This is a genomic window from Streptomyces thermocarboxydovorans, from assembly GCF_039524635.1.
GTDB lineage: Bacteria > Actinomycetota > Actinomycetes > Streptomycetales > Streptomycetaceae > Streptomyces > Streptomyces thermocarboxydovorans.
Window position 1 is genome coordinate 14,568 of sequence record NZ_BAAAGU010000045.1, and the last position, 11,640, is coordinate 26,207.

An 11,640-nucleotide genomic window follows, 5' to 3' on the forward strand; every position below is an offset into this window, starting at 1 on the left:
GCCCCGGAATAGACGAAGCCCCTGACGCGACAGCGCAGCGCAAGGGGCTCTTGCACAAAGATGCTACCCGAGGAAGCGAGGCATGGCCGAGGTGGCGACATCCGCGACACATTCCGCGACGTCCTGGTCCGCTCCCGAACAGCTGCTGGTGGTCGTCGATCCGGTCGCCCGGCGCACCGACGGAGAGTCCGTGAGGATCGCGAAAGACGTGCTCAGCGCGGGTGCGGCCGGCACCAAGGTGTGTCTGCCGGACGGTCCGGAGGAGTTCGCCCGTGCGCTGCGGCGGCGCGGCTCGCGGCGGCCGGTGCTGGTCGGCGACGACCGGGCCCTGGTGCGGGCGGTGAGCCTGCTGCACCGGCAGCGCGAGCTGGCGGCGTGCGTGCTGTCGCTGGTGCCGGTGGGCGGCGCGCTGTGCCTCGCCCGGTCGCTGGGCGTGCCGACCAGTGCGGTGGCGGCGGCGCGGGCCGTGCTGGACGGGGTCGAGCGCCGGATGGACCTGCTGGTGGACGACAGCGACGGGGTGGTGCTGGGCACGCTGCGGATCCCGCCACTGGGTGCGGGGCTCGGGCGGGAGGAGTCCGGGGCGGGCCGCCCCTGGCTGCGGACCTGCCAGTCACTGGTGCGCACCCTGGTCCCCGCCCGGCCGTCCCGCCTGGTCGCCGCCGTGCCCGATGCGGGGCCGTCGCAGCTGCGGGTGGAGGTCGACGGCGAGATGCTGGTCGATCTGCACCAGCCGGTGGACTCCGTCCAGGTGAGCCCGGCGCCCCCGGGCCGGGCCCGCGTCGAGGTCCGCCCGGCCGGATCCTCGGCGCTACTGGCGGAGGGCTGCACGGTGACGGTGTCCGGCGCCCACTTCCGCTACCGCGCGGACGCGGTGATCTCCGGTCCCGTCCGCACCCGGACGTGGGAGGTGAGGGAAGGAGCCTGGGGGCTGACGGTGCCGGCGGGGTAGCCGACGAGGGTGGCCGGTGAGGTGTTCGGTGGGGTGTTCGGTGGGGTGGCGGGTTGTCAGGGGGCCTGGAAGCCGGTGGTGTCGAGCAGGAAGTCGAGGGGGGCAGGCATCGGCAGCTTCTCGCCGAACGGCTTGGTGAAGCGGACTTCGTAGGTGCCTTGCGGAGACGGGGACCCGTAGACGATGGCCTGCTGTTTCTGCATGTCGAGAATCAGGTACACGGGTACGCCTCCCCTGGCGTACACCCCGACCTTGTTGGTGAGGTCGTCGCTCCTGGTGGCGGGGGAGGTGAGCTCGGCGACGAAGAACAGCCCCTCACCGTCCAGGCGGTTGCTCTCCGTCTCGAAGACCCGCTCGTGCGCCACATGGATGTCCGGCCCGTAGGCACACTCGTCCCCCGGGAAGACGAAGAGGAACGGCCCTCGCTCGACCACGTGCCCCTCGGGGACATGCGGCTCCAACTGTTCACAGACCTGCCGCAGCACACGGAGGTAGGAGCCCTTGGACCACGGCGACACGACGATGCTCCCACTGACGATCTCGGCCCTGTAGCCGTCCGGCACATGCAGTTGGTCGAGAAGGTCCAGGAGCTCCTCGAAGCCACTGCGGGGCTCGGTGCCGCCTGTCGTCGGTCGCTCCGTCATGACTGTCATGATGCGCCCTCCCCTGCACGCGGACCAGCCAGCACTTACAGTAGCCGATCAGTCACTGACAGGTGCCGGATACCGGAGGTCAGGGGGCCTGGAAGCCGGTGGTGTCGAGCAGACAGTCGAACGGCGCGGGGATGCGCAGCTTCTCGCCGAACGGCCGGGTGTCGTGCGCCTCGTATCCCTTGGCGGAGGGCGTCCAGAAGACCGTGGTCTGCTCCTCCTGCATGTCCAGGAGCAGGTAGACGGGGACACCGGCCCGTCCGTAGACCTCGACCTTGTCGGTGAGGTCGTCGTCGCGGGTGCTGGAGGAGGTCAGTTCGGCCACGAGGGAGAGGGCTTCGCCGTCCAGGTGGGTGCTGGTGATCCGGCTGGCTCGCCGGTGGGCCACGTGGATGTCAGGCCCGTATGCGCGCTCCGCGCCCGGGAACACGTACAGGAAAGGGCCGTAACTGATCCGGTGCTCTGCCGGAAGGTGCGGCCGCAGCTGTTCGCACACCGACTCCATGACATCGAGGTAGTAGCCCCGGGACCACGGCGACAAGACGATGCTCCCCCTGATGATCTCGGCCTTGTAGCCGTCGGGTACGACCAGTTCGTCGAGAGTGGCCAGTAGCTCGTCGAAGCCCGGGGAGTCGTTGTCGCTTATCGTCGGTCGCTCCGCCATGACTGTCATGATGCGCCCTCCCCTGCCCGCGGACCAGCCACCACTCAGCGTAGCCGATCAGTCACGCGCGGAGGTGCCCGATCCGAATCGCTGCTCCCGGTGCACGCGCCAGCGTTCCATCATGTCCGCGACCTCCTTCTCCACGAACTCGAAGAAGGCCAGGGTCTCGGCGAGGCGGCGGCCCGCAGGGGTGGCGGGGCCGAGGCTGGTGACGCCCTCGCGCAGGGCGTCCTCCCAGCGCCGGATGATCGCCTCGCGGTTGGTGAGGGCCTCGTACCACTGGTCGCCGTGGACGCGGTAGCGCTCGCGGCGGGAGCCGGGCTCGCGCTCGCGGGAGATCATGTGGACCTGGGCGAGATAGCGCACGGCGCCGGACACCGCGGCGGGTGAGATCTTCAGCTGCTCGCCCAGTTCCGCCGAGGTCAGGGCGCCGGTGTCGGAGGCGAGCAGGGCCGCGAAGACGCGGGCGGGCATGCGCGGCAGGCCGGCCTCCACCAGCTGCGCCGCGAAGTGCTCCACGAAACGGGAGACCGCCTCCGGGTCCCGGTCGTTCGCTCTGGCCGCCGCCTGTCTCATGCCTCGTTCACTCCCCTGCTACGACTGCCGCGCCCCGCTGCGACTCCGTCCGCAACCCTATCCGCCGGTTCAGCCCCTTCTTCATCTTCACAAATTTCTGAAAGAAGCGTAAGTTCCGAAGCATGACGAAGGCCATCACCGTCTCCGGGCTGCACAAGTCGTTCGGCCGCACCCGCGCCCTCGACGGCCTCGACCTGGACGTGGAGTCCGGCGAGGTCCACGGCTTCCTCGGCCCCAACGGCTCGGGGAAATCCACCACCATCCGCATCCTGCTCGGCCTGCTGCGCGCCGACTCGGGCGCCGCCCAGGTCCTCGGGCACGACCCGTGGACGGACGCCGTGGAGATCCACCGCCGCATCGCCTACGTCCCCGGCGACGTCACGCTGTGGCGCAACCTCTCCGGCGGCGAGGTCATCGACCTCTACGGACGCCTGCGCGGCGGCCTCGACGCGCGCCGCCGCGCCGAGCTGATCGAACGCTTCGAGCTGGACCCGACGAAGAAGGGCCGGACGTACTCCAAGGGCAACCGGCAGAAGGTCGCCCTGGTCGCCGCGTTCGCCTCCGACGTCGACCTGCTGATCCTGGACGAGCCGACCTCCGGGCTCGACCCGCTGATGGAGGAGGTCTTCCAGCAATGCGTCGCCGAGGAGCGGGACCGCGGCCGGACCGTGCTGCTGTCCTCGCACATCCTCAGCGAGGTGGAGGAGCTGTGCGACCGGGTGAGCATCATCCGCAAGGGCCGCACGGTGGAGAGCGGTTCGCTGGCCGACCTGCGCCATCTCACCCGCACCAGCGTGAGCGCCGAGCTCGCCGGCCCGCCGAACGGCCTCGCCGCCCTGCCCGGCGTCCACGACCTGGAGGTGCGCGGCAACCGGGTCCGGCTCCAGGTCGACACCGACCGGCTGGACGCCGTACTGCGCTCGCTCACCGACTCGGGCGTGCGCTCACTGACGTCCACGCCGCCGACGCTGGAGGAGCTGTTCCTGCGTCACTACCAGGAGGACGTCACAGCGTCCGCCGAGGCGGTGGCCCGATGAGCACCACCCCCACCACCCCGTCCGCCCTCTCCGCCTTCGCGGTACGTCCCGCCGCCGCGCGGCAGCTCGCCGGCACCGGCACCCTGCTCCGCTTCGCCCTCCGCCGCGACCGCCTGCTGATCCCCCTCTGGGTCGCGGTGAACGCCCTCATGGTGCTGTCCATGCCCGGCACCCTGGACGGCCTGTACGGCACGCCGGCCGAACGCGCCGATCTGGTCCGGCAGATGGGGACCAACTCCTCCCTGCGTGCGATGGTCGGCCCCGTCTTCGGCGACTCCCTCGGCGCGCTCACCGCCTGGCGGGTCGGCGTCTACGCGGCCGCCCTCGCCGCCGTGATGAGCCTGCTGATCGTCGTACGGCACACCCGTGACGAGGAGGAGAGCGGCCGTCAGGAACTGGTGGCGTCCGGCACGGTCGGCCGCCGGGCCCCGCTGACGGCGGCCCTCCTCACGGCGGCCGTCGCCAACGCCGCACTGGCCCTGCTGCTCGCTGCCGGCCTGTCCGGCCAGGGAGCCGCGGGCGCGATCGCCTTCGCCCTCGGCGTCGCGGGCACCGGCATGCTCTTCGCCACGGCCGCCGCGGTCCTCGCCCAGCTCACGGAGAGCGCCCGCCTGGCCCGGGGCCTGACGGCCGGCCTGCTGGGGGCGGCCTTCGTGCTGCGCGCGGCCGGCGACTCGGCGACCACCGACGGCTCCTCCCCCCTCACCTGGCTCTCCCCGCTCGGCTGGCAGGAGAACCTCCGCCCCTTCGCCGCCGAACGCTGGTGGGTCCTGCTGCTCTTCACCGGCGCCGCCCTGCTGCAGGGCGCGCTGGCCTACGAGCTCACCGGCCGCCGCGACCTCGGCATGAGCTTCCTGCCGACCCGCCCCGGACCGGCCACCGGCCGACTGAGCACGGCCGGTGCGCTCGCCTGGCGCCTTCAGCGGGGGAGCGTCCTCGGCTGGAGCATCGGCTTCCTCCTGGCCGGGCTGGTGTACGGCGGGATGACCGAGGGCGCGGCGGATCTCGTCGGGGACAACGAGCAGGCGCGGCGGATCATCGAGCGGATGGGCGGCCAGGCGCAGGTCACGGACGCCTTCGTCGCCTCGGTGATCGGCATGCTGGGCCTGGTCGCCGCGCTCTGCATCGTCAGCTCGGTGCTCCGCCTCACGGGGGAGGAGACCTCCGGCCGGGCCGAACCGGTGCTGGCCGGCGCGGTCAGCCGGCTCCGCTGGGCCGCGGGCCACCTGGCCATCGCCTTCGGCGGCGCGGTCTGGATCATGCTGCTGGCCGGCGCCGGATACGCCCTGGCCTACGGCAAGGACACCGGCGGAGTCCTGAGCGCCTGCCTGGTCCAGGTCCCGGCGGTGTGGGTGATCGGCGGCGCGGCCGTCCTGCTGCACGGGCTGCTGCCGAGGGCGGCGGTGGGAGCGGCGTGGGGCGTGGCCGGCGCGGTCCTCCTCCTGGGCTGGGTGGGCCCGGCCCTCGACCTGCCCCAGGCCGTACTGGACCTCTCCCCCTTCGGTCACCTGCCGAAGGTGCCGGGGGCGGAGATGAGCTGGGGCCCACTGGTGGTGCTGTGCCTGATCGCGGCCGGGCTGGTGGCCGCGGGCCTCGCGGCGCTGGGTCGCCGCGACCTGACGACGTAGACGCCCCGTCAGCCGCCCCACCCCACCGGTCAATCGACCGTCTCGAAGATCAGGGAATATCAGGTCAGACCTCGACCTCCAGTCCCTCCAAGCCCCGGATCACGAAGTTCGGCTTCCGCTTCGGCTCCGCCACCGGCTTCAGACCCGGGGCCTTCTTCAGCAACGCGCCCATGGATGCCGTCAGTTCGATGCGGGCCAGGGGCGCACCGATGCAGTAATGGATTCCGGCGCTGAAGGAGATGTGCGGGTTGTCGCGGCGGGTGAGGTCGAGCTTCTCGGGGTCGGTGAAGACGGCTGGGTCGTGGTTGGCGGAGCCGAAGAGGAGGGCCAGTTCGGAGCCCCGGGGGACGACCGTGCCGTCGATCTCGATCTCGTCCAGCACCCAGCGTTCGAAGAGCTGCAGCGGGGTGTCGTAGCGCAGCAGCTCCTCGACCGCCGAGGGGACGAGGGAGTGGTCCGCGCGCAGGGCCGCCAGCTGGCCGGGGTTGCGGAACAGGGCCCACCAGCCGTTGACCGTGGCGTTCACCGTGGCCTCGTGGCCCGCGTTCAGCAGGAGCACACAGGTCGAGATCATCTCCTGCTCGGTGAGGCGGTCTTCCTCGTCGTGCGCGGCGATCAGCCCGGAGATCAGGTCGTCGCCCGGCTCCTTGCGGCGCTCGGCGATCAGCTCGCGCAGGTAGTCCGAGAACTCGATCGAGGCCCGCACCGCCTTGCGCGCCGCCTCCTCGGACGGGTTCAGCTCGTACATCCCGCAGATGTCGGCCGACCAGGGCCGCAACGGGCCCCGGTCCGCCTCCGGAATGCCCAGCATCTCGGCGATCACCGCGACCGGCAGCGGCTCGGCTACGTCCCTCAGCAGATCGCCCCCGCCCGCGGCGACCAGCCGGTCGACCAGTTCACCGGCCAGCTGCTCCACGTACGGCTTCAGCCGCTCCACCGTCCGCGGTGTGAACGCCTTCGACACCAGGCGCCGGATGCGGGTGTGGTCCGGCGGCTCCAGGTCGAGCATCCCGTGATCGTTGAGGGTGTGGAACGGCTCGTGCTCCGGCGGGGGCGGCGTGCGCCCGAACTCCTCGTGGCTGAAGCGGTGCAGATACGTCCGGCCCAGGCGGCGGTCCCGGAGCAGCGCCGAGACGTCCGCGTGGTGCGGCACCAGCCACTGGTTCGTCGGCTCGAAGTAGTGCACACGCCCCTTGGCGCGCAGCTCTGCGTAGGCGGGGTACGGGTCGGCGACGAACGCCGGGTCCCACGGATCGAAGGCTGCCATGCAGCGACGCTAGCCCGGAGGCCCCGGGACTGACCAGGGGGCCAGAGCAGAGTCTGGGCGAGCACCCTCTGCGCGCTCCCCGGCACTACTCGTCGGCGACCCAGCCGAGGTGGTCGGGCCGGGTGTGCAGACCGGGCTGCCTGCCGAGGGGCAGGGTCATGGCGGTCGTCGCCATCAGCGCGGTCTGATGCCACAGGAAGAGCGTCATCGCGGACAGATTGACCAGCGCCACCGCCGCCCAGGCAAGGGGCCGGCGCAGGGCACGGGCGAGCGGTTCGCGCAGCAGCAGCGCAAGACCGCACTGGGCGAGCCCGAAGGTGACGACGGCGAGCGTCGGCGGGTCGAGATTGGAGACGGCGGCGCCGGGGACGCGCGGAAGCGGTCGTAGGTGTCGAGGCTGGTGTCCGAGCCGGGGACGAGGACGGCTACGCGGTGCGCCGCCGTGAGGTCGCCGAACACCTCGGTGACCAGGCCGGGCCCCCGGCCGTCGAAGGCGAGCAGTTGCCGCACCGGGTGCGCGAGCCGGCGGTCGGCGGCGGCGCGGCCGCGGGCACCGTACGCGGCGGCCATCCGCGCGGCCTCGGCCGCGTTGGCGCGGTTGGCCGCGTAGATGTCGTCGAGCGTGGCCCGGGTGGGTGCGCCGACGGCCGCGGGGGCGGGAGCGGGGATGCGTGCCTCGGCCGCGGCGGAGAGAGGGAGGGCCACGGCGCCGGCGATGAGCGCGGCGAGCAGGGTGCGGCGGAGCCGGCCAGGTGCCGAGCCCCGTCGAGTGGGCCCCGGCTCGACGGCACAACGCGCCGAGTACGCCCCCCGGCTGACATACCGTCGAACCCGGTACGGGGACGGCCCCGCACCTCCCTGCGCCTGACCCGCCGCGCCCCTGGTCCTGAGCGCCCCGTACGTTCCCCGTCCCACGGTGGTCTTCCTCCCCCGGCCCGTCCGTCGGGCCCGTCAGGCAAGGAAGTTAGGGAGGCGGGCTTGTAGACCGCGTCCCACCGGAGGGCTCACCTCCGGGGTAGCTCTCAGGTACTACGGGTCTCACCACGCCAGTTGGGCGATCTCCTCCGCCACCACCGCACAGGCGTCGGCCGCCGGGTCGATCAGCGGGAAGTGGCCGACGTCCTCGAGCAGCGTCAGGCCGACCACCTCGCCCGCCTTGGCCGCCGCGACCGTGTACGCCTCGGCCACCGCCTGCGGCACGTCGATGTCGCGCCGGCCCTGCACCAGGGTGGTGGCGATGCCGGTGGGGACCAGCAGCGCGGGGTCGGCGTACGGCTGCCGCTCGGCGAACTTGCCGTCGCCGCCGAGGAACTGGCGCACCGCGCCGCCGCACACCTCCAGCTTGTCGGCGACGGCGAAGTCCGCGATGGGGGCGAGGGCGACCACACCGCGCAAGGGGGCGGGCCGGTCGGTGCGCCAGGGCGCGTCCTCGGGGAGCAGGTGGCGGGCGGCGGCCCACAGGGCGAGGTGGCCGCCCGCGGAGTGGCCGGTGAGCACGATCCGGCCCGCGTCGGCCTGCGGCAGATGCTCCCGGACCAGCGCGGGCAGCGCGTCGACGGCAGCTGCCACGTCGTCCAGGGTGTCCGGCCAGCGGCCCGCCACCGGGTCGCCCTCGCCCGCCTCCGCCGCGCCCCTGCGGTACTCGATGCCGGCCACGGCGAAGCCCCGGCGGGTGAGGAAGGCGGCGAACGGGCTGATGTGCCGCCGGTCGTACGGTGCCCGCCACGCGCCGCCGTGCAGCACGGCCACCACGGGGGCGGGCCGGCCCGCGGCGCCCTCGGCGCGCGGGACGTAGAAGTCGATCACCTGGTCCGGGTCGTCGCCGTAAGCCGCGGTGGCGTCGGGGTCGACGGGCGGATGGGAGAGGGCCGACTTCTCCTCGGCGGCGGCCCGGGCGGTGTCTGCGGCGGCGTTCGCGGCGTCCGACATGTCCCAACCTTCCAGCAATGCAATTTACTTGGTGGACCGGCGAAGAGATCGGCCGTCGAGCCGGGACGGTATCAGGCCGGGAACCCTCGCCGACATGGGGATGTCACGCTCGGTCACCCGGCGAGGGGGCTGCCTCGGCTGTCACCGCGACGGCCCCCCAGCCACAAGCACCTGCCGGCTACTCCCCGGCCAGCACCTCGGCCAGCACCCGTGCCGCCCGCTCCACGTCCGCGAAGCCGACGTACAGCGGGGTGAAGCCGAAGCGCAGCACGTCCGGGTGGCGGAAGTCGCCGACCACGCCCCGCTCGATGAGCCTCGGCATGACCTCGGCCGCGTCGTCGCAGCGCAGCGCGATCTGACTGCCCCGCTCGCTGTGCTCACGGGGTGTCACGCACTCGACGCGGCCCTCCGGGACGTACTCCGTGACGCACTCCAGGAAGAAGTCCGTCAGGGCCAGGGACTTGGCCCGCACCGCCTCGATCGGCACCCCGTCCCAGACCTCCAGCGCCGCCTCCAGGGCAAGCATGGAGAGGATGTCCGGCGTGCCCACCCGGCCGCGCAGCGCGCCCGCCGCCGGTTCGTACTGCGTCCGCATGCCGAAGGGCTCCGCGTGGGAGTTCCAGCCGGGCAGCGGCGAGTCGAAGGAGTCCTGCAGCTCGCGCCGGACGTAGAGGAACGCCGGTGAGCCGGGGCCGCCGTTGAGGTACTTGTAGGTGCAGCCGACGGCGTAGTCCACGCCGTGCTCGTCCAGGCCCACCGGCAGGGCGCCCGCGCTGTGGCACAGGTCCCAGACGGCATACGCGCCCGCCTCGTGCACGGCGGCCGTGAGGCCCGGCAGGTCGTGCAGCCGGCCGGTGCGGTAGTCGACGTGGTTGAGCAGCACCGCGGCGGTGCGCTCCCCTACCGCCTCGGGCACCTCTGCCGGGGTGACCGCCCGCAGGGTGCACTCGGTCATCCGGGCGGCCGAGTGGGCGATGTACCCGTCCGTCGGAAAGGTGGTCGCGTCGACCAGGATCTCGGTGCGGTCCGGGTCGGCGAGCTCGGCCCGCCGCTGCGCGCCCACCAGGGCCTTGAAGACGTTGACGCTGGTGGAGTCGCCGACCACGATCTGCCCGGCCGCCGCACCGACCAGGGGCGCGATCCGGTCGCCGATCCGCTCGGGCGCCGTCCACCAGCCGCTCTCCGTCCAGGAGCGGATGCGCAGCTCGCCCCACTGGCGGCGCACCACGTCCTCGACCCGGCCGGGAACGGCCGCGGGCAGCGCGCCCAGCGAGTTCCCGTCCAGGTACACCACGTCGTCGAGCACGAACTCGGCGCGCTTGTGGGCCAGTTCGTCGGCGCCGTCCAGCTTCTCGGCCCGCGCGCCCAGCTCGGCCTGCTTGCTCCCGCTCAGCTCGGCCCGCGGCTGCAGCATGGCCCGCGTGTTCGGCTCAGACATGGGACCGCGCCGTCCACAGCTCGGGGAACACGTTCTTCTGCGCCCGCTTCTCCAGCCAGGCCACCCCGGCGGAGCCGCCCGTGCCGGGCTTGGCGCCCATCGCGCGGCGGGTGGCGACCAGGTGGTCGTTGCGCCAGCGCCACACCAGTTCCGCGACGTCGGTCAGCGCCTCGCCGAGGCGGGCCAGCTCGTCGTCCTCGTCGCCGGAGTAGATGTCCGCCCACACCCGCTCCACCTCGGGCGAGGCCTCGTAGCGCTGCGACACGTCCCGGCCCAGCACCTCCTGCGGCACCGGGTGCCCGCGCCGCGCCAGCAGCCGCAGCACCTCGTCGTACAGGCTGGGCTCGTGCAGCGCCTTCTCCAGCTCGGCGTACGCCCGCGGGGAGCCCTTGTGCGGGACCAGCATCGACGCGGACTTCTCACCGAGCAGGAACTCCAGCCGCCGGTACATCGCCGACTGGAAACCGGAACCCTCGCCGAGGGAGGACCGGTAGGAGTTGAACTGCTGCGGGGTGAGCTGGGCGAGCGGCGTCCAGCTGCCGTTCAGCGCCTCCAGCTCGCGGATGGATCGTTTCAGCGCGTCCATCGCGGTGGGCACGTCGTCGTTGCGCAGCGCCTTGGCCGCGGTCTCCCACTCGTGGACGATGCAGGTGAACCACAGCTCCATCACCTGCGTGGTCACCAGGAACACCATCTCTCCGGGGTCGTCGGAGAGCAGGTGCTGCAGATGGGTGAGGACGTCCGCCTTGACGTAGTCCTCGTAGGGGGTCGTCCCCTGGAAATCGAGATGCGGGGTCTCGGGCTCGTGAGCCTCGTGGGACATCGCTGTCTCCTGAATGCACTCCGGGTAGCGGTCCGCCCCTGCCGTTACCGGCACGGGGGCCCCGGTCCCCACGGTGCATCCTCCGTAATCGGGCGCACCCTCGCAAGAGCCGCACCTCCAGACCGACCGCGCCCCAGCCTCGCCCCAGGGGGCAGGTGGCAGACTGACCGCATGACGACGCACAAGAACCTGCTGGGCGGCCCGGACCCGACCCTGCTGCCGGAGAACGAAGAGGCGCACCGCCTGCTGGGTGAGGAGTCCAAGTCTCCGGCCGAGGTCGCGGCGGCGCACCCCACGTTCTCGCTGGCCTGGGCGATGCTCGCCGACGACGCCTTCGAGGCCGGGCGGGTGATCGAGTCGTACGCCTACGCCCGCACCGGCTACCACCGGGGGCTGGACGCGCTGCGCCGGGCCGGCTGGAAGGGGCACGGCCCGATCCCCTGGGAGCACCGCGGCAACCGGGGCTTCCTGCGCTGCCTCGCCGCGCTCGCCCGCGCCGCCGGGGAGATCGGTGAGCAGGACGAGTACGAGCGCTGCTGGCAGTTCCTGAAGGACAGCAGCGAGGAGGCGTACGCCGAGCTGAAGCGGTAGCCGTACGGCACCGTGTCCCTGCATGCGCCGGGCCCGGCACCGCAGGTTTCGCGGTGCCGGGCCCGGTTCGTTTTGCCGGACGGCC

General features: G+C 72.6%; 11 protein-coding genes and 2 pseudogenes. 4 read left to right on the forward strand and 9 right to left on the reverse strand.

The window, feature by feature from the left end; genetic code table 11:
• Nucleotides 1-82 precede the first annotated feature (82 nt).
• Nucleotides 83-952: a diacylglycerol kinase gene (locus ABD198_RS21005; RefSeq protein WP_344004173.1), complete on the forward strand. Its 870-nt coding sequence runs from the start codon at nucleotides 83-85 to the stop codon at nucleotides 950-952.
• Nucleotides 953-1,008: 56 nt separating this feature from the next.
• On the opposite strand, the gene ABD198_RS21010 is transcribed toward ABD198_RS21005, so the two are convergent.
• From ABD198_RS21010 to ABD198_RS21020, 3 genes are all read right to left on the reverse strand, one after another.
• Nucleotides 1,009-1,605: a Uma2 family endonuclease gene (locus tag ABD198_RS21010; protein ID WP_425580519.1), complete on the reverse strand. Its 597-nt coding sequence runs from the start codon at nucleotides 1,603-1,605 to the stop codon at nucleotides 1,009-1,011.
• 79 nt (nucleotides 1,606-1,684) lie between these two features.
• Nucleotides 1,685-2,275 (reverse strand): Uma2 family endonuclease, encoded by a 591-nt coding sequence (locus ABD198_RS21015; protein ID WP_344004178.1) that lies wholly within the window; start codon nucleotides 2,273-2,275, stop codon nucleotides 1,685-1,687.
• A 48-nt stretch (nucleotides 2,276-2,323) separates the two neighbouring features.
• Nucleotides 2,324-2,842: a GbsR/MarR family transcriptional regulator gene (locus ABD198_RS21020; protein ID WP_344004181.1), complete on the reverse strand. Its 519-nt coding sequence runs from the start codon at nucleotides 2,840-2,842 to the stop codon at nucleotides 2,324-2,326.
• A 122-nt stretch (nucleotides 2,843-2,964) separates the two neighbouring features.
• Between ABD198_RS21020 and ABD198_RS21025 the strand changes: the two genes are divergently transcribed.
• Together ABD198_RS21025 and ABD198_RS21030 are read left to right on the forward strand one after the other, a co-directional pair.
• Nucleotides 2,965-3,879: an ABC transporter ATP-binding protein gene (locus ABD198_RS21025; RefSeq protein ID WP_344004184.1), complete on the forward strand. Its 915-nt coding sequence runs from the start codon at nucleotides 2,965-2,967 to the stop codon at nucleotides 3,877-3,879.
• Nucleotides 3,876-5,507 carry an ABC transporter permease gene (locus ABD198_RS21030; RefSeq protein ID WP_344004187.1) on the forward strand — a complete coding sequence of 544 codons (1,632 nt, stop codon included), beginning with the start codon at nucleotides 3,876-3,878 and terminating at the stop codon, nucleotides 5,505-5,507. The genes ABD198_RS21025 and ABD198_RS21030 overlap by 4 nt, the downstream gene beginning before the upstream one ends.
• Nucleotides 5,508-5,571: 64 nt before the next feature.
• Here the strand turns inward: ABD198_RS21030 and ABD198_RS21035 are convergent, their stop codons facing one another.
• The 6 genes and pseudogenes from ABD198_RS21035 to ABD198_RS21060 all read right to left on the reverse strand — a co-directional run bounded on the left by ABD198_RS21035 (nucleotide 5,572) and on the right by ABD198_RS21060 (nucleotide 10,964).
• Nucleotides 5,572-6,774 carry a cytochrome P450 gene (locus tag ABD198_RS21035; protein WP_344004190.1) on the reverse strand — a complete coding sequence of 401 codons (1,203 nt, stop codon included), beginning with the start codon at nucleotides 6,772-6,774 and terminating at the stop codon, nucleotides 5,572-5,574.
• Nucleotides 6,775-6,868: 94 nt separating this feature from the next.
• Nucleotides 6,869-7,144 (reverse strand): annotated as a pseudogene (locus ABD198_RS21040) (acyltransferase family protein); the annotation flags it as partial.
• Nucleotides 7,141-7,506, reverse strand: a pseudogene (locus ABD198_RS21045) (alpha/beta hydrolase); the annotation flags it as partial. The pseudogenes ABD198_RS21040 and ABD198_RS21045, both read right to left, overlap by 4 nt.
• 306 nt (nucleotides 7,507-7,812) lie before the next feature.
• On the reverse strand, nucleotides 7,813-8,703 hold the full coding sequence (locus ABD198_RS21050) for an alpha/beta hydrolase family protein (protein ID WP_344004193.1): 891 nt from the start codon (nucleotides 8,701-8,703) through the stop codon (nucleotides 7,813-7,815).
• A 178-nt stretch (nucleotides 8,704-8,881) separates the two neighbouring features.
• A complete protein-coding gene (kynU, locus tag ABD198_RS21055) occupies nucleotides 8,882-10,117 on the reverse strand; it encodes a kynureninase (RefSeq protein ID WP_344004291.1) in 1,236 nt (411 codons plus the stop codon).
• A 16-nt stretch (nucleotides 10,118-10,133) separates the two neighbouring features.
• Nucleotides 10,134-10,964 (reverse strand): tryptophan 2,3-dioxygenase family protein, encoded by an 831-nt coding sequence (locus ABD198_RS21060; protein WP_344004196.1) that lies wholly within the window; start codon nucleotides 10,962-10,964, stop codon nucleotides 10,134-10,136.
• 171 nt (nucleotides 10,965-11,135) lie between these two features.
• On the opposite strand from ABD198_RS21060, the gene ABD198_RS21065 reads away from it, so the two are divergent.
• Nucleotides 11,136-11,555, forward strand: a complete 420-nt coding sequence (locus tag ABD198_RS21065; protein WP_344004199.1) for a DUF3151 domain-containing protein — start codon at nucleotides 11,136-11,138, stop codon at nucleotides 11,553-11,555.
• The last annotated feature ends 85 nt before the right edge of the window (nucleotides 11,556-11,640 follow it).